Raw genomic sequence first — 17,309 nt, 5'->3', positions numbered from 1 at the left:
TCCGAGCAGCGACTCTCGCTGGCTCGTACACCGTACGACGTACGGTGTACGCTCGAGTGTGAGCGTACGCTGTACTAATGTCAAGCCTTTTGAGAGAGCGAGGAGACCCGTGTCTGCAAGAAAACAACGCCAGGTCGCGTCAGATGCAGGGTTGAGCAAGCAGCGGGTGGTGGTCGAGGCGGTCCGGCTCGCCGACCGCGACGGGGTCGACGGGCTGAGCATGCGTCGGCTGGCTGGCGTGCTCGGCGCGGGCGCGATGTCGCTCTACCACTATGTGGCGAGCAAGGATGAGTTGCTGGACGCCATGATCGACGTCGTGTTCGAGGAGATCGAGCTCCCGCCCGAAGAGACCGACTGGCAGTCGGCGATACGACGGCGGGCGGTATCCGCCCGACAGGTTCTCGCACGCCACCCGTGGGCGAACGGCCTAATGGAGTCGCGGACATCGCCGGGGCCTGCGAACCTTCGCCACCACGAAGCGGTCACCGCCTGCCTGCGGAGGGCTGGCTTCACGGTCTTGATGGCGACGCACGCCAACTGGTTGCTCGACAGCTATGTTTACGGTTTCGCCCTGCAGGAAGCCAGCCTGCCGTTCGACACGGCGGATGAGTTCGCGGACATGGGCGAGGACGTCTACTTGCCCCAGCTTCCTCCTGACGAGTTCCCCTACCTCAATGAGTCCGCCGCGGCGCTCGTCGCTGCCGGCTACGACCCGGCGGAGGAGTTCAACTTCGGCCTCGACCTCGTCCTAGCCGCCCTCGAGCCTCTGAGAGCCCCCGCATAGCGACGCTCACGGACCGTCGCGCGTCCCTCTGCACCGCAGTTCCGATCCATAACCGCCGTGTTGAGACGATGCCAAGCCTTAGAGTGGGACACCGAGCGATCACCCAACGCGCCCCGCGTGCCGCTGAATTACGCATGTTTGCTCCGAACTGCAAGCGCCGTGTTTGGGTTGTGGGATGCGCTTCTACGAGCTCGACGCCGGGCGAATCACGCTCGACGGCATGGACGTCGCCGCGATGTCCCGGCACGAGCTGCGCTCGCGGATGGGCATGGTGCTGCAGGACACCTGGCTGGTCGGCGGGACCATTAGGGACAACATCGCCTACGGTCGGCCCGGGGCCTCGGAGGCGGAGATCATGGAGGCGGCGAAGGCGACACTTTGCATCTGAGCGGGAGGCTCGTAGAGGTCATCGGGGCCACGGAGAATCCTTGGTATCTTACAGATCAAGCTATCGAGAACCCCAGCCAAGGCTATTTGCTCCCACGCAATAGTTTCCCCTCGTTTTCGCATCGGCCCGGCTTTCTTCCTGATAATGATGACGTTGCTCGCATGCCCCATTCGCCGACCCCGGCGAATGGGGCTACTTGCTCACCCGAGGATCAAAGATGTTCACCTTCTCGCCGATTTGGGAGACCCCACAGGTGGCTCGTGACGATCCAGACGGGTTGGTAGAAAGGGCCGCTGGGGCCGCTGCTCTTCTGCTGTCTCCGACGTCCCACGTTAAGTCTCCGGTATGGTTTTGGGAGAATTTGTTCATAGGAGTGAAAGATGAGTGCGAGGCAGGCATGGCTGTAGAGACCGCAAACAAAGATGCGGCCCGGATGCCTTGGTGGGCTAGGCGAACCGTCGGCATTGTCGTGGTTATAGTTAGTGCCTGTGGAGCGATATGCAGCGGCGCTTCGAGAATCTGGGTAAATGCTGACCCGACCCTGGCGAACGTACTACTGTGGGTTGGGTTGGTCAGCGTTGCGTTATGCGTCATCCTTCAAGGAGTCATAACGGCCGCCAAGGACAAGACCGTTGAAGCCTTAGTGGCCAAGGTCGACACGGCAAAGGCAATAGGTATTCAGGAAGCGCTGGCCGAGGTTCGTAGAGAAATTCAATACCTTGCCAAGGTTAGTGGTCGAGGCTGGACGCCGGAGGGGTCGGAGGACTTTCAGGTTCAAGTTGTGGAGCTTGCTGCCCGGCTGCTGAACTCGGCAGGCATCCCCAGTGTTCGAGTTTGCTTCTTTATTGCCGCCACGCCGGAGGTGCAGCCAGGCACTTCAACGTCAGACGCCAACATTCAAGCGCTCACGTCGTTTCATCATTCGGCTATGCCTGGGCGGCATGCGCCAACGGTGGAGCACTTGCGGACGAATGACAAGTACGGGATGTTCAAACTCCTTAAGGATGGTCGCATCAGCCATGTGAAGAAACGGACCCGAGTGCCAAAAGACCATCCGGGATGGCGTTCAGCTGTCCGAGTAGGTGTAATCGGACGAAGTCCCAACAGGAACAAGTCTGTGCCGTGGGGTGTTCTCACTGCCGACTCGCTAGAAGAATATGCTTTTCCAGAATCCTCTGACGCTATTCTCGAGCTAGTGGCCGCATTGATCGTTATGGCTCGCACCGCTGAGTCTGCGACCAAACCTGATGTGGAGCAGTTCCTTGAAGAACCGGCGTCAGGGCGCCTTGGGTCCTCCGTCAATGGCCTTGAGGCCTTTGCTCAGAAAGTGGGTTGACATGCCGGCTACAAATGAAGCATTGAACTTGGCCGGGTTGATTTATGAGCGACTGTCAAAACTCGCCCCTGTCGAAACCCTCAAGCTCCAGAAACTCATGTACTACTGCAACGCGTGGAGCCTCGCATTGACAGATAGGCCGATGTTTAGGGACGAGATCCAGGCTTGGAAACATGGACCGGTCGTAGCCTCTCTCTACCCTTACCATCGCGGCGCTGTTCTGATAGGTGAGTGGCCCCACGGTTCCGGCGTGGATGTACCCAAGCGCGATAGTGAACTTGCCCAGCAGGTCGTAGAGATTTACGGCGGTCGTACAGGTTGGGCGTTGCGTGAACTCACGCACACCGAGACCCCTTGGCGGGACGCTTGGTTAGAGTCTGAACAGGGGCGCGTTCGCGGCTTCGAAATTTCTCATACGACCATGAGGGACTACTACCGAAGCCTTTTAGTACAAACCCGAAGCTGAATTTCCGGTCCGACGAGCCGTAGCCTTTGCCACCCAGAACCGCAATAGGTGCATGCCACGGACGGGCCGTGCAGCCCGCACCATTCGCCTCAACCGCGGCCGTTGCCGCCCGGTGAGCCGAACAGCAGGACCTTCATGACAAGTGACGCATTGTTTGGAAGTGCCGAACCCTGTCGGTGGCCGTACCGGCCGCCAACCCTATCGGTGCCATCCGCCCCTTTGGCGGCTGGTCGGCTCTGTCGGCGGTCCGCGTATCCCAGCTCGGGCAACGGAAGGGTATGCGGCTAAACGAGCGGCCACGGGTAGCGCATGCCGGTGCGGTCAACCGGCAGTGCGCTGGCGAGCAGCATCCGCTGGACGCGGCGCTGCAGGGCGGTGACCTCGTCGTCGTCGAGCAGCTCCGCGAGCGCGGCCGGGACGGACTCGGCAAGCGGCGCAATATCAGCCAGCAGCGCCTCCCGAATCGGTTCCCCGGCGAAGTCCCAGATCACGGTGCGCAGCTTGAACGCTGCCGAGAAGCACAGCCCGTGGTCGATGCCCCAGATCCGGCCGTCGTCGCCGCGCAGCACGTGGCCGCTCTTGCGGTCGGTGTTGTTGGCGATGTAGTCGAATAGAGCGATCCGGGCCAGCTCGCGATGGGTCTCCGGGACGTCCTCGAACAGCGTGAAGTAATGCTCCTGGAAGTCGCACTGGATGAACCACTGCAGCGAGCCGACCCCCAGCGGCGCGTCCTCCCTTATGACCGTGGGCGGCACCATGCCCCACCCCAGCGCCTCGCTGAGCAGGTAGGCCGCGCGTTCGCGCCGGTGCAGCCCGGGTTCGAAGTCGGACAGCGGACGTTCGCCGGCCTGCGGCTTGTACACCGCCTGCGCGGTGTCCTCACCGTGGCTGAGCTGCACCAGGAACGTCTCGTTGCTGCTGCGCAGGATACGTCCGAGCACCTCGACGCGGCCCTCGCTGAGCAGGGTCAGCTCCCGGCCGGACACCGGCTGCCCCAACTCACTGTGACCTCAGCCCGCTGAGCGGTTCCGCGGTCGAGTTCACCATCAGTACGGCCGGATCCAGGCCCTCCACAAACGAGATGGCCGAGACCGAGCCCGGGCTGATCATGATGCGCTGGAAGAGGTCCAGCGGCGTGCCCAGGGCGTGGGCCACCGCGGCCTTGATGGGATCGGCGTGGGAGAAGCACACAACCACACCGCCGGCGTGCGCCGCACATAGTGCCTCGATCGCTCCGACGATCCGCGCCTGCATTTCCGGAAAGCTCTCGCCGTTCGGGAAGCGGAACTGGGACGGGCTGTGCTGGACGGTCTGCCACTCGGGCAGGGCCGTCAGCTCGGCGATCGCGGCTCCGGTCCACCCGCCGAAATCGCACTCCAGCAGCCCGTCGTCGTGCTTCACCGCCAGTCCGGTGCGGCCCGCCGTTGGCTCCGCCGTCTCGCAGGCGCGCTCCAACGGCGAAGAATACAGGGCGTCTACCGGCAGGCCAGAAAGCCGTTCGGAAACCCTTTCCGCCTGGGCGCGGCCCCGGTCCGACAGGTGCAGTCCCGGCGCCCTGCCCGGCAGCACCATGCCCGTCGTCGGTGTCTCTCCGTGGCGCACCAGAAGCAGGAGCGTGCCCTGCCGTGGGTGCTCCGCCGAAGATCCAGGCGTTGCTGCTGTCATCACGTTCTAAGCGTAGCGATAGGGGTCCCCGCCCGAGCTTGCGAGGGATGGGGAAATCGCGGAGCGGTAGGGGGTGCCATGGTCCCGAGGCGAGGTCTACGGTGGAGGAGTGATTGACCGTCCCGAAATCTTCACTGTTGGTGAACTGCGTGCCTCAGGCCACGTTCACAAGGACCTACGCCGCGAAATCCGCGACAACCTGCTCGCCGCGCTCGCCGCCGGCCGCGACCCCTGGCCCGGGATGTTCGGCTTCAGCCGCACCGTCCTGCCCCAGCTGGAGCGGGCCCTCCTCGCCGGGCACGACGTCGTCCTGCTCGGCGAACGGGGTCAGGGCAAGACCCGGCTCCTGCGCACCCTGGCCGGGCTGCTGGACGAGTGGTCGCCGGTGATCGAGGGCTCGGAACTGAACGAACACCCGTACGAACCCCTCACGGAGCACTCCCGCGCCCGCGTCCTCACCGAGGGGGACCGGCTCCGGGTGGCGTGGCGCCACCGCTCGGAACGGTACGTCGAGAAGCTCGCGACGCCGGACACGTCCGTCGCCGACCTGATCGGCGACGTCGACCCGATGCGGGTGGCCGAGGGCCGCCGCCTGGGCGACCCGGAAACCATCCACTACGGCCTGGTGCCGCGCTCCAACCGCGGCATCATCGCCATCAACGAACTCCCCGACCTCGCCGAGCGGATCCAGGTCTCCATGCTCAACGTGATGGAGGAACGCGACATCCAGATCCGCGGCTACGTGCTGCGGCTGCCGCTGGACGTCCTGGTGGTCGCGTCCGCCAACCCGGAGGACTACACGAACCGCGGCAGGATAATCACGCCGCTGCGGGACCGCTTCGGCGCCGAGATCCGCACCCACTACCCGATCGAGCTCGAGGATGAGGTGGCCGTCATCCGGCAGGAGGGCCACCTGGTGGCCGGCGTCCCGCCCGTCATCCTCGAGATCCTGGCCCGCTACACCCGGGCGCTGCGGCAGTCCCCGGCGATCAACCAGACCTCCGGGGTATCCGCGCGGTTCGCCATCGCCGGCGCCGAAACCGTCGCCGCGGCCGCCCTGCGCCGGGCCAGCGTGCGCGGCGAGGACGAGGCCGTCGCCCGGATCATCGACCTGGACGCCGCCGTGGAAGTCCTCGCCGGGAAGATCGAGTTCGAGTCGGGGGAGGAGGGCCGGGAACAGGACATCCTGGACCACCTCCTGCGCATGGCCACCGCCGAAGCCGTGCGGGCGCACTTCCACGGCCTCGACATGGGAGAACTCGTCGCCGCACTGGACGGCCACACCACCGTGACCACCGGCGAACTCGTCACCGCGCGGGAGTTCCTCGGGAACCTGCCCTCGCTCAACGGATCAAGCCTCTACGACGACATCGGTGAGCGCCTGGGCGCCACCAACGACGGTCAGCGGGCCGCCGCCGTCGAACTGGCCCTGGAAGGCCTCTACCTCGCCCGGCGGATCTCCAAGGAGTCCGACGACGAGGCCACCGTCTACGGGTAGCCACAGGAGGCCTCATGACCGCACACCACCGGTCCCGGTACAGCCGCTACGCGGGCGGGCCCGATCCGCTCGCCCCTCCGGTGGACCTGGCGGAGGCGCTGGACGCCGTCGCCGAGGACGTCATGGCCGGCTACTCGCCCCGGCAGGCCCTGCAGGAGTATCTGCGGCGCGGCGGCCGGAACCGGGAAGGACTGGACGACCTCGCCGGCCGCGTCCAGCAGCGGCGCAAAGACCTGCTGGGCCAGCACCGGCTGGATGGCACCCTCAACGAGGTGCAGAAGCTGCTGGACACGGCGGTGCTGGAGGAACGCAAACAGCTGGCCCGCGACGCCATGATGGACAACTCCGACCGTGCCTTCCGGGAAATGCAGCTGCAGAACCTCCCGAAGTCCACGGCGGCAGCGGTCAACGAACTCGCCTCCTATGACTGGCAGTCCAGCACCGCCCGGGAAGCCTACGAGCGGATCAAGGACCTGCTGGGCCGCGAAGTCCTGGACCAGCGGTTCGCCGGCATGAAGCAGGCCCTCGAAGGCGCCACCGAGGAGGACCGCGCGGCCGTCGCCGAGATGCTGCAGGACCTCAACGGGCTCCTCGACAAACACCGCCGCGGCGAGGACACCGACGCGGACTTCCAGGAATTCATGGCCAAGCACGGCCAGTACTTCCCGGAGAACCCGCAGTCGGTCGAGGAACTGGTGGACGCGCTCGCCCAGCGCGCGGCCGCCGCCCAGCGGCTCATGCAGTCCATGTCCGCCGAGCAGCGCGAGGAGCTGATGCATCTTTCGGCCCAGGCGTTCGGCTCGCCGGAACTTATGGCACAGCTGGGCCAACTCGATGCGAACCTGCAGGCCCTGCGCCCCGGGGAGGACTGGTCCGGCTCCGAACGCTTCGACGGCGAGGAGGGACTCGGGCTCGGCGACGGCACCGGCGTGCTCCAGGACCTCGCCGAACTTGACGAGCTCGCCGAACAGCTCGCCCAGGACTACAACGGTTCACACCTCGACGACCTGGACCTGGACGCCCTGGCCCGCCAGCTGGGGCAGGACGCGGCGGTCTCGGCCCGCACCCTTGCGGAGATCGAGAAGGCCATGCACGACGGCGGCTACCTCCGGCGCGGGGCCGACGGCGATCTCAGCCTCTCACCGCAGGCCATGCGGCGGCTGGGCAGGTCGCTGCTGCGGGACACGGCCAAGCAACTCTCCGGCCGGCAGGGGCGGCGGGAAACGCGGGTTGCCGGGGCGGCCGGGGAGCAGACCGGCTCCAGCCGCCAGTGGGAGTTCGGCGACGCCGAACCTTGGGACGTCACCCGGACCATCACCAACGCGATCCGCCGGACCATCGCCGACGGCGGCGACCCGCGCCACGGACTGCGCCTGGCCATGGACGACATCGAGGTCACGGAAACCGAGGCGCGCACGCAGGCCGCCGTCGCCCTCCTGGTGGATGTGTCCTTCTCGATGGCCGCCGAGGGGCGCTGGGTGCCGATGAAACGCACGGCGCTGGCCCTGCACCACCTGGTGACCACCAGGTTCCGCGGCGACCGGCTGCAGCTGATCAGCTTCGGCCGCTACGCGCAGTCCATGGACATCGGCGAGCTCACGGCCCTGCCGGCCCTGCGGGAGCAGGGCACCAACCTGCACCACGGTTTGCTGCTGGCCGGCCGGTTTTTCCGCCAGCACCCGTCCATGCAGCCGGTCCTGCTGGTGGTGACCGACGGCGAACCCACCGCGCACCTGCTCGCCGACGGCGAGTCGTGGTTCGCGTATCCGCCCGAGCCCGAGACCATCCGCGTGACGGTCGCCGAACTGGACCGGCTGGGGCGGGCCGGCGCGCAGGCCACGTTCTTCCGGCTGGGCAATGACCCGGGCCTGGAACGGTTCGTGGCTCGGATGGCCCGCAGGATCGACGGCCGGGTCGTGGCAACGGAGACCGGGGATCTGGGCGCCGCCGTCGTGGGGGAGTACCTCCGCGCGCACTTCCGCGGACGGGCGTTCGGCGACGACGACTGGGCGACGTAGGTGAGCGGGTCCGCCGTCGGAATCCGCAGATTCCTGTCGGATCAGGCGGCATTCCAAACTATGCGGTGCTGCCGCTGACTTTCTTGGCGTCCAGTTGCCTGCGAGCATCAGGAATGAAGGACGAAGCTGGACGCCACCTACAAAGAGTGACCGATGTCCTGAAGAGCCAAGTCGCGAAATCCTTCAGTGGGTTCGAGTTTCTGCCGGAAGTCCGCTTCCGTCATGATCTCGAGAGTCTGGCCGCCGTCGACGAGCGCAAAGGCCTTTGCAAGGCTTGAGCTGTATTTCATGCCAGGGCGAAAGGTGCGCTCGTCGAAGTCGCCAGTGACCAGGATGGTCGTCTTTTTCGTTGGTTTCGTAGAAATGGAACCACCATGTCGGATCACCATTGCTTGGGCATCTTCCCGGACCCAAGAGATCTTCCCTGTGAAACAAACGACCTCCCCTGCCATCGGGCCGTTCGGATCGATCTCCAGCCCGTCGAGATTTAGCCGTACCCGCGCAGGGTTGGAAGCTTTCCGAGCGCCGCTCCAAGAGTCAGGGTCGATCCGGCCCATTCTGACGCCGGCGTACGCGACAAGGTCCTGCAGTGTGATTGCCCCCTGGGATTCCGCCAGCGCGATGGCAATTTGGGCGGCCGCAGTCGCGTCGGCGCCGGAGTCGTGATGGTCAAATGACGGGAGAGCCAAGGCCTCGGCTACCCACGGCAGCTTGTAAGCGGGGAGATCTAGGAGCGCCCTACTCATTACGAGGGTGCAGGTGTAGTCGATTGTCGGCCATGCTAGCCCAGCAAAGTCGCATGCCTCACGAAGGGCCCCGGCATCGAAGGCAGCATTGTGGGCAACGACGATGTCCCCGTCAATGAAGTCCAAGATTCTGGACAGTGACGACGACCAGTCAGGTGCATCCCGGACGTCGTGTGCCGTGATGCCATGGATTCCAATATTGAAGTCGTCAAAACCTGCGTCGTCTGGCGGGGTGATCAGCCATGATGTGGACGCTGTGATAACACCGTTGGTGACCTTGGTGAGCCCAACCGAGCAGATGGATCCTCGGCGGGAATTTGCTGTTTCGAAATCGATGGCGGTGAAGGAAAGAGGCATGGTGGACATTCCTCGGTCTGAAGTAATTTGGGCAGCACGACCAGCCCGGGGGGCGTGTGTCACGAGAAGATTTGGATGTGCTGCGGTCGGTCAGTTGGCCATGGACAGTTCGTTGGCGGGGATCGGCCACGGTCTAATGACAGTGCCCGCGTCGTGGAAATACGACCTGTTTTTGCGAGTCCGGTCAGATTCGATATCGAGCCAGTAATTCAAAAGACGGATACAACCCCTCGCGATCCGAAGTGCTTCTTCAGAAACGGGCTTAGTGCAAGCGGGATCCGATTCCCAAGCTGAAGATGGCGGCGGGGCCGGCCAATCTATGTCTTGCAGTGGAGCGAGTCGTTTTGTATCCGGTACGAGTGCACCGGCTGCCTTGGCTGCCTTGCGGTCTGCGGAAAGCTGAAGGTTGTGAGCCAGCCGCCGGTCATTTTCGTCCCAGAAGTCTTGTTGGAGTGCAGCAACCCAAGATTCACAGTCTTGAAGGAAGACCTCGGGCTTTAGCCGGACCCAATCCAGCACGCGCTGTTCCCGGCAGGCGGCCAGTGCTCGTTCGGAGAGCAGCAAAGGCCGGTTGTAGGAAACGCAGTCGAAGGCCGCGCCGTCAAATCCATCGGTGACAATGGCGTTGGTAGACGATGCGCGCATCGGGCCGCCAGCGGCATTCACTGAGACCTGCCACAGTCCCCAACGACCATCGTGTATATCCAGAACTGCAACTCCGTGCGGCACGGCGATTTGAGCACCCACTGATTCCCCCAATATTTACGTTGAGCTCATCGTAGGTTATGCGACTGACAATAAAGTGCAGGTTCGTGCTTGGTTGCGAAGCCTGGGTCGGCTCGAGCGCCGCACCGTTTCTGCGGCATGCTACGCACGCTCCAACAGGCCCCAAGCGCACTCGGGATCCTGATAGGAGGTGAGCATGGACGCCGCTTCGCCTGCTCGTCATGATGAAGCCATGACTTCCGACGATTCTGCAGGCGGCCCGAGGCCGCGGCGGGCGACGCTGGACGACGCCGCCGTCGTTGCCCGGTTGCTTCATGATTTCAACACTGAATTCTCGACGCCGACGCCCGGCACCCAGGAGCTTGAATCACGATTGACGCAACTCCTGGCGGGGGACGACGTGGTGGTCCTGCTGACCGGCGAGCCAGCGAGCGGGGTTGCTGTGCTGAGTTTCCGGCCCAATGTCTGGTACCGAGGGCCGGTCGCGATCCTCGACGAGCTCTACGTCCGTCCAGAGCTCCGCGGTCACCGCCTCGGCAGCGCACTCCTGGACGCGGCCCTCGATCTGGTAAGCGACCGGGGCGGCGCACTCCTTGAGATCAACGTGGACGGCGAGGACACCGATGCGCGCCGTTTCTATGAAGCCCACGGGTTCACCAACACCGAACCCAACCAGACAGACCCAATGCTTTACTACTATCGCGAGCTTTGAAACGGAAGAAGGGTCTCCTGAATGGCGGGAATGCCTCCAGCCACGCTGGAAGTGGATGACGCCGTCGTCCAGCGCCTGGTCCGGGACCAGCGGCCCGATCTCGCCGACCGTCCTCTGGTGCGGGTCGCGAACGGCTGGGACAACGCGACCTTCCGGCTCGGCGACGACCTGGCCGTCCGGCTGCCGCGCAGAGCGGAGGCCGTGCCGCTGATCTTTCATGAGCAGCGCTACCTTCCGGACATAGCCCTCCGCTCCCCGGTGGCGGTTCCCGTCCCCGTCCATGCCGGCCGGCCGACGTCGGACTTTCCCTGGCCGTGGAGCATCGTGCGGTGGGTCCCCGGAGCCGCCGCGGCCGACGTCGGCCCCGCAGGCCGCGGGCCGGCCGCGGAGGGCCTGGCCGGTTTCCTCCGCGCCCTCCACGTGCCCGCCGAAACCGGCGTCCCGGTGAATCCTTTCCGCGGCGTTCCGCTGCTGGAACGTGACGCTGCGGTGGTGGAACGGCTCCGGGACCGCGAACGCTACCCGCAGGCGGCAGCGCTGAGAGCGGTGTGGGCGCAGGCCCGTGCCGCTCAAGCCTGGGACGGTCCGCCGATGCTGCTCCACGGGGACCTTCACCCGGGCAATGTCCTGCTGGCGGACGGCGGCTCGCTGGCCGGCGTCATCGATTTCGGCGACGTCGGCGCAGGGGACCCGGCTGTCGATCTTGCGGTGGCCTGGCTGATGTTCGACGCCCGCGCCCGCCAGCGCTTTATGGGCGCCATTGGCCCCGCAGTGGACGGGGACACCTGGATGCGGGCCCGGGGCTGGGCCCTCATCCTGTCCACCGCCCTGCTGAGCAACTCAGACGACAATCCGCGGATGTTCTCCGCGGGGGAGTTCGGGATCAGACAGATCCTGGATGACGGAACCAGCCTGCAACCCTGACGCCAACGCTAAATGTCGGTGGCTCCTGCCATGCTGTGGGTATGGAAGGCAGAGCAGCTGCGCATACGTTGGAAGCCATGGAGGCCTCCCTTGCCAGGCTGGCTGCTTTTGCCGGTCGCGGAGCCGGGAACGCGGCCTCGACTCGCGCCGACCCTCTTCGGGACGAAGCCGACGCGTGCTTGGACGGTATGGCTGAGGTGGTCAGCATGGAAGCCAGGGTGGCCGGGTTGAAAGTCCACTTCGCCGCCGGATATGCCCGCGCTGCCGCCGCTATGGCCGCCGCAGCTGCTTCCCCGCAGGCGCGCATGGCCCAGGAAATGGCGGTGACAGCAGAGGTGGCCTGCGTCCTGACCGTGAGTGAACGATCGGCGGCGGCGCTCCTGTCGGAGTCAGCCACCCTGACCACCCGGTTGCCCCTGACGCTGTCCGCGCTGCAGGCAGGAAGCATATCCTGGCAACACGCGCGGGTGATGTGTGATGAAACGTCCGGTCTGGACCCCGCTGCGGCGGCTGCTTTGGAGACTCATTTCCTTGACCCCGAAGCTGCCATTGCTGCGCGTGGCTGCCCGGCGGGGGAGCTGGTGCCGGGAAGGTTCCGGGCCAAAGCGCGCCGATGGCGTGAGCTGCACCATCCTGAAAGCATCGAAGCACGCCACCGCAAAGGTGCGGAGGACCGTCGGCTGGAATACATGCCGGACCGCGACGGCATGGCCTGGCTCTCGGCCTATTTGACTGCGGATGCGGCGGTGGGTGTGTGGTCCCGGGCCACGGAAGCGGCGCGTGCCCTGCAGGGGCCGGACGAATCCCGCACCCTGACTCAGCTCCGTGCGGACGTCGCCGCTTCCTGGCTGCTGGCGGGGGTGACGGAAGGAACTCCGTCACCCAGGGCACAGGTCCTGGTGACCGTGCCGGTGCTGTCTCTTCTAGGCGCCGTGACGGAACCGGCCTCGCTGGATGGGTACGGTCCCGTTCCGCCGTCCATGGCCCGTCGGCTGGTGGGGGATGGTGCCGAATCATTCCTACGTGTGCTCACCGATCCGCGCAGCGGAGCGCCGCTGGAGATCGGCCGGACCAGCTACAGGGTTCCGAAGGCGATGCGCCAATGGTTGCGGCTACGGGACGGCCGGTGTACCTTTCCGGGCTGCAATAACCATTCCTTGGACAACGAAGCGGATCACGTGCTGGCTTGGGCCGACGGCGGCAGCACCGGCGTCACCAACCTGGGTCAGCCCTGCCGGCGCCACCATCGACTCAGACACACCACAGCGTGGAAGCCGGTAGGTGCGACCCGGGACCAGCCACCTGGCTGGATCTCACCCGCGGGACGCTCCTATGCCAGCGAACAACAGGACTGGGAACCACCACGCTGGCCGAAGGGTCTCGGCGATGAGGGTGAAGGCTGGGAGTTGGAACCGCCCGACTGGCCGGACGACGTTGCCGGCGCCGTCGGACCCGGGGAGACCGGGCCACCATTGCCCGTGGATCCCTTTCCAGACTGGGAACTGTTCATCGCGGCGTAGGATCGGCTCTCCACAGATGGACGCCGTTCCGCCGGCTGCGCATGATGAAGACAAGACTTCCGACGATTTTCCAAGCGGTCAGCGGCCTCGGCGGGCGACGGTGGTCGACGCCCCTAATGCCTTACTACTGCCGGGAACTCTGAAACGGGCCCGTTGTTCACGGCGAGGAAGATCAGGCAGATCCTGGAAGGCTGACTTGGGGAACCACTGGCAGGGGCTTCCCTCGGGCCCAGCACGCCAATGGTCCTTCCCAGTTCAGCCCCGGCCCCGGCAGAGGCGACCAGGCCGGCTCCCGTCGTCGTCGGCCAGCCGCTTGCCCAGGCGCATGCGCACAACGACTACGAGCATGACCGCCCCCTGTTCGATGCGCTGGAGCATGGCTTCACCAGTGTGGAAGCGGACGTGTGGCTGGTGGACGGCGAGCTGCTGGTGGCCCACGACCTCGCGGATGTCCGGCCCGGCGTGACGCTCGAGAGCCTCTACCTCGATCCGCTCCAGGACCTGGTCCGCGGCCAGGGCCACAGCGTCTACCCGAAGTGGGATGGCAGCCTGCAGCTTCTGATCGACATCAAGAGCGACGGCGAATCCACCTACGCCGCAATCGAGCAGGAACTGGCCGAGCACCGCGACATCATGAGCCGATACAGCCACGGCACCACCAAGACCGGCCCGGTCACCGCGGTCATCAGCGGAAACCGCCCGCTGGCCACCATGCAGGCGCAGGAGAAGCGCTTCAGCTTCTACGATGGCCGTTCCGCGGACCTCACCTCCGGAAAGCCTGCCGGCCTGATGCCGCTGGTCAGCGACAACTGGACCAAGCTCTTCACCTGGCAGGGCGTGGGCCCGATGCCGGAGGCCGAGCGCGCCAAACTGCGCGCCTACGTGGCCGACTCGCACGCCAATGGCTACCGCGTCCGCTTCTGGACCACCCCGGACATACCCGGCACTGCACGCGAAGCCGTCTGGAACGAACTCTTCGACGCCGGCGTGGACCACATCAACACCGACGACCTCGCCGCGCTGCAGCAGTTCCTGACCGCCCGCGGGGCCTGAGCCGCACACCTCAAGCCCGCCAAGTAAAGGAACACCGCCATGCCTTCAAACACCATCAAAACGGCGACGGCGGCAGCCGCCTTGGCGCTCGGACTCCTTGCGTCCCAGCCCGCCACCGCCGCCGACAACACCGCCGACAGCACTTCCAACAGCCGGGGGTTCACGTTCGGCGTGATCGGCGACATCCCCTACGGCGAGGCCGAAATCGCGAAGTTCCCCGCCCGCATCCAGGACATCAACGCCGACAGCGCGCTGAAGTTCGTCACCCACGTGGGCGACATCAAGAACGGCTCCTCGGTCTGCTCGGACGAGTACTTCCAGAACATCCGCGCGCAGTTCGACACCTTCGAGCACCCGCTGGTCTACACCCCGGGCGACAACGAGTGGGTGGACTGCCACCGCACCAACAACGGCGCCTACAACCCGCTGGAACGGCTCGAGACGCTGCGGGATGTTTTCTTCGACGAGCCCGGCAAGACCCTGGGCGCCACCATGCCTGTGAAGACCCAGGCGGACCTCGGGCTGCCGGAGAACGTCCGCTTCACCCAGAACCGGGTGGCGTTTTCCGTGCTGAATATCCAGGGCAGCAACAACTCGCTGCAGCCGTGGACCGGCCTGGGCGAAACCACAGCCACGCCCGAGCAGTTGGCCGAAGTTGAGCACCGGACGGACGCCGTCCTGGGCCAGATCCGCAAGACCTTCGCTGACGCCGAACGCCGCCGCGACCGCGCCGTTGTCCTGATGACCCAGGCAGACATGTTCGACCCGTCGCTGCTCGCCGCCGCGACCGCCAACCCGGACACCATGTCCGGCTTCCGCGAAATCGTCCAGGCCATCATCGACGAAACCAACAGCTTCGACGCCCCGGTCTACCTCATCAACGGCGACAGCCACGTCTTCGCCGAGAACCAGCCGCTCGCGGAGGGCTCACCCTGGCTGGACATCTACGGCCAGCCCGCCGCCGATGACCTGCAGCGCATCACCGTGGACGGATCCGCCAACGCCACCAACTACGTCAGGTTCACCGTCGCCGGCAACAGTGCCGATGGCGCGGACGTTCTGGCCTGGGAAAAGGTCCCCTTCAGCCAGTAGCCACCAGTCGGAAGCGGACGACGGCGGGAGGTCCCGCCGTTGTCCGCTCAAAGGTTCATTCCTGGGTGCTGAGCTGCCAATGGACTCGGATGGCCTCGGCAATGGGGCCGGTGGTGACGTCGACGCGGAAAGCAACGGGCGCGGTTCCTGTCTCTTCGATGACCGAGTCACGGTACACGCGGCCGCAGGAGGGGCACAGGGTGTAGAGATCCTCGTCCGCAGGCCATTCCGCCAGCCCGGCGGGAACCGGGCTGCTGTCTCCGATGTAGACGGGGACGCCTTGGGAATTGGCCTGGATCAAACCGTCCTTGGTGACGGTGTTGCCGCACACACAGGTGATGGTGGTGACATCATGACCGGTAACGTCGGCGGTTTCGGTGTCCATGATGACCTCCAGGGTGGTGGAAGAGACGTTCTTGAATCAGCTTATGCCTGCTGCCGACATCGACGACTGTAAGTTTCCATTGTGGCGGCTGCCCGCCTGCGCCACGATGTTCGTATGAACGCTGAAACGCCGACGGCGGCGGAGCTGAACCTTCCCCAGGCCTTCCTCCTTCTCGCAACGAACGACCAGGACGGCACACCTGAGGTGCCGATGTTCGTACTCAGGACCACCCTGGCGGGGGCAATACTGGCCGAGCTGGAGCTGATCGGTGCCATCGGGCTGGAGGGGAAGAACGTCAGGGCCACCGGCACCGCCCCGCGCGTCTACGAGGGGATGGCGTCACGGGGCATCGTGGAACACGTCGGCGAAAAACACCTGGGCCTGTTCAAATCGACGCGGTACCCGGAGAAGGACCACGGCCCGGAGGCGGCGCTCCTGAAGGAGATTCGGGCGGCAGTCGGCGGGCCGCCGTCGGAATCCGGGGCGTCGGATGCCGCGCCAACCGGTGCCGGGACGGCTGATGTCGGGGCATCCGACGCGGGGACGCCCGCTCCCGCGAAGCCTGAGGCCAAGGCGCCCGATGCCAGGACCACCGCGCTGATCGCACTGCTTCAGGCTGCCGGGCTGCTCGGCAAGCTGGTACCGGCAGCAGACAAGATCCGGGCAAGTGAACTGGCGAAGGACTATTGGCCTTCCCGCGCGGTGGAGGACGAACTGCGCATGATCAGACTGGCGGAGGAAGAAGAACCAGGCATCTCAGGTCGAAAGGGATCTCCTCAATGACAGCGCGAGACACGTCCTCAGTCGGTGCGCCGTGCTGGGTCGACACCTGGCAGCCCGATCCCCGGGCCGCCAAAGACTTCTACGGTCAGCTCTTTGGTTGGAGTTTCGACGAACCGGTCCCGATGCCGTCCGGTCTCGACGGCGACTACTACGCCGCGCGCCTTCACGGGCAGTTGGTGGCAGGCATCGGGCAGGCGCCGCCGCAGTCGCCCACGGGCTGGATCACCCACGTCCGTGTTGACGATGTCGGGGAGTCCCGCGCCTTGCGGGCACAAGGCAGGCTCCTCCTGCCGTCCGATCCCGGGTCCGATGACGGCTTTGCAGTGCTCGCCGATCCTGCCGGCGTCCCCTTCGGCCTGCGGCAGGCGGGTGAGAACGACGGCGTCGAGCTGGCCAATGAGCTGAACTGCTGGGCCATGAGTTCGCTGCACACCTCGGATGTTGGACGTGCCCAGGCGTTCTACGGGGCGATGTTCGGTTGGGAGATCAAATCATTGCCGGACGTTCCTTTCTCGCTGTGGCTGCGTTCGGACCGGGTCGTGGCGGTGGTGACGGCCACCGATGGCGTCCAGGTCCCACCGCATTGGAGCGTTAACTTCGCCGTCGGAGATGCCGACGCCGTCGCCCAGCATGCTGTTGCTCTCGGCGGTGCGATTGTGATGGCGCCCGCGGACACTCCGGGATTTCGAAGCGCCGTGATCAGCGACCCTCAAGGGGGCGTCGTCGCGGTCAGTGCAGCTACCGATTGAGGCCAACTTCCAGCTGTCGGTGGCCGGGGGTGCCTAGGAGACTGCTGAATTAGTGGGCTTGAGGGGGCTGGATCTTTTCCCGAGGCAGCTGCTGGCTGCTGTGAGCA

The 17,309-nt window shown here is 65.5% G+C and carries 17 protein-coding genes and 1 pseudogene; 13 read left to right on the top strand and 5 right to left on the bottom strand.

The genetic code is table 11. The annotated features are described in order from the left end of the window. Positions 1 to 109: 109 nt before the first annotated feature. The 4 genes and pseudogenes from BJG92_RS15975 (at position 110) to BJG92_RS18640 (ending at position 2,974) form a co-directional block, all read left to right on the top strand. Positions 110 to 784: a TetR/AcrR family transcriptional regulator gene (locus BJG92_RS15975; protein ID WP_232084969.1), complete on the top strand. Its 675-nt coding sequence runs from the start codon at positions 110 to 112 to the stop codon at positions 782 to 784. A gap of 175 nt (positions 785 to 959) precedes the next feature. Beyond that, positions 960 to 1,160, top strand: a pseudogene (locus BJG92_RS15970) (ABC transporter ATP-binding protein); the annotation flags it as partial. 229 nt (positions 1,161 to 1,389) lie between these two features. Beyond that, entirely contained in the window at positions 1,390 to 2,508 is a 1,119-nt protein-coding gene (locus tag BJG92_RS15965) for a hypothetical protein (protein ID WP_232084968.1), read from the top strand. After that, the gene (locus BJG92_RS18640) at positions 2,420 to 2,974 is read left to right on the top strand and encodes a Panacea domain-containing protein (RefSeq protein WP_374199816.1); all 555 of its coding nucleotides are present in this window, start codon (positions 2,420 to 2,422) and stop codon (positions 2,972 to 2,974) included. Before BJG92_RS15965 ends, BJG92_RS18640 begins: the two co-directional genes overlap by 89 nt. Positions 2,975 to 3,258: 284 nt before the next feature. Here the strand turns inward: BJG92_RS18640 and BJG92_RS15955 are convergent, their stop codons facing one another. Continuing rightward, positions 3,259 to 3,960 (bottom strand): SCO1664 family protein, encoded by a 702-nt coding sequence (locus tag BJG92_RS15955; RefSeq protein ID WP_232084967.1) that lies wholly within the window; start codon positions 3,958 to 3,960, stop codon positions 3,259 to 3,261. A 13-nt stretch (positions 3,961 to 3,973) separates the two neighbouring features. Further along, a complete protein-coding gene (locus BJG92_RS15950; protein ID WP_232084997.1) occupies positions 3,974 to 4,639 on the bottom strand; it encodes an MSMEG_4193 family putative phosphomutase in 666 nt (221 codons plus the stop codon). Between the two features lie 109 nt (positions 4,640 to 4,748). Here BJG92_RS15950 and BJG92_RS15945 point away from each other — a divergent pair, with 109 nt between their 5' ends. Beyond that, positions 4,749 to 6,137, top strand: a complete 1,389-nt coding sequence (locus tag BJG92_RS15945) for a sigma 54-interacting transcriptional regulator (protein ID WP_232084966.1) — start codon at positions 4,749 to 4,751, stop codon at positions 6,135 to 6,137. Between the two features lie 14 nt (positions 6,138 to 6,151). After that, positions 6,152 to 8,155: a VWA domain-containing protein gene (locus tag BJG92_RS15940; protein ID WP_232084965.1), complete on the top strand. Its 2,004-nt coding sequence runs from the start codon at positions 6,152 to 6,154 to the stop codon at positions 8,153 to 8,155. A 137-nt stretch (positions 8,156 to 8,292) separates the two neighbouring features. On the opposite strand, the gene BJG92_RS15935 is transcribed toward BJG92_RS15940, so the two are convergent. Beyond that, positions 8,293 to 9,258 carry an exonuclease domain-containing protein gene (locus tag BJG92_RS15935; protein WP_232084964.1) on the bottom strand — a complete coding sequence of 322 codons (966 nt, stop codon included), beginning with the start codon at positions 9,256 to 9,258 and terminating at the stop codon, positions 8,293 to 8,295. 90 nt (positions 9,259 to 9,348) lie between these two features. Next, positions 9,349 to 10,005, bottom strand: coding sequence for a hypothetical protein (locus BJG92_RS15930; RefSeq protein ID WP_232084963.1), 657 nt, complete (start codon positions 10,003 to 10,005; stop codon positions 9,349 to 9,351). Between the two features lie 211 nt (positions 10,006 to 10,216). Here BJG92_RS15930 and BJG92_RS15925 point away from each other — a divergent pair, with 211 nt between their 5' ends. The 5 genes from BJG92_RS15925 (at position 10,217) to BJG92_RS15905 (ending at position 15,285) form a co-directional block, all read left to right on the top strand. After that, a complete protein-coding gene (locus BJG92_RS15925; protein ID WP_232084962.1) occupies positions 10,217 to 10,696 on the top strand; it encodes a GNAT family N-acetyltransferase in 480 nt (159 codons plus the stop codon). Positions 10,697 to 10,717: 21 nt separating this feature from the next. After that, positions 10,718 to 11,620, top strand: coding sequence for an aminoglycoside phosphotransferase family protein (locus BJG92_RS15920; protein ID WP_232084961.1), 903 nt, complete (start codon positions 10,718 to 10,720; stop codon positions 11,618 to 11,620). Positions 11,621 to 11,661: 41 nt separating this feature from the next. Then, complete coding sequence (locus BJG92_RS15915; RefSeq protein ID WP_374199815.1) at positions 11,662 to 13,140, top strand: DUF222 domain-containing protein; 1,479 nt, start codon at positions 11,662 to 11,664, stop codon at positions 13,138 to 13,140. A gap of 240 nt (positions 13,141 to 13,380) precedes the next feature. Beyond that, positions 13,381 to 14,193, top strand: a complete 813-nt coding sequence (locus tag BJG92_RS15910; protein WP_232084959.1) for a phosphatidylinositol-specific phospholipase C/glycerophosphodiester phosphodiesterase family protein — start codon at positions 13,381 to 13,383, stop codon at positions 14,191 to 14,193. 39 nt (positions 14,194 to 14,232) lie between these two features. Further along, positions 14,233 to 15,285 carry a metallophosphoesterase gene (locus BJG92_RS15905; protein ID WP_232084958.1) on the top strand — a complete coding sequence of 351 codons (1,053 nt, stop codon included), beginning with the start codon at positions 14,233 to 14,235 and terminating at the stop codon, positions 15,283 to 15,285. A 55-nt stretch (positions 15,286 to 15,340) separates the two neighbouring features. On the opposite strand, the gene BJG92_RS15900 is transcribed toward BJG92_RS15905, so the two are convergent. After that, positions 15,341 to 15,670 carry a hypothetical protein gene (locus tag BJG92_RS15900; protein ID WP_232084957.1) on the bottom strand — a complete coding sequence of 110 codons (330 nt, stop codon included), beginning with the start codon at positions 15,668 to 15,670 and terminating at the stop codon, positions 15,341 to 15,343. A gap of 114 nt (positions 15,671 to 15,784) precedes the next feature. Between BJG92_RS15900 and BJG92_RS15895 the strand changes: the two genes are divergently transcribed. Both BJG92_RS15895 and BJG92_RS15890 read left to right on the top strand, forming a co-directional pair. Continuing rightward, entirely contained in the window at positions 15,785 to 16,453 is a 669-nt protein-coding gene (locus BJG92_RS15895; protein WP_232084956.1) for a GPP34 family phosphoprotein, read from the top strand. After that, entirely contained in the window at positions 16,450 to 17,202 is a 753-nt protein-coding gene (locus BJG92_RS15890) for a VOC family protein (RefSeq protein WP_232084955.1), read from the top strand. The genes BJG92_RS15895 and BJG92_RS15890 overlap by 4 nt, the downstream gene beginning before the upstream one ends. The last annotated feature ends 107 nt before the right edge of the window (positions 17,203 to 17,309 follow it).

The organism is Arthrobacter sp. SO5 (genome assembly GCF_020532805.1).
GTDB lineage: Bacteria > Actinomycetota > Actinomycetes > Actinomycetales > Micrococcaceae > Arthrobacter.
The sequence above is the reverse complement of the archived record's forward strand: the minus strand, read 5'-3'. Positions and strand labels throughout refer to the sequence as shown.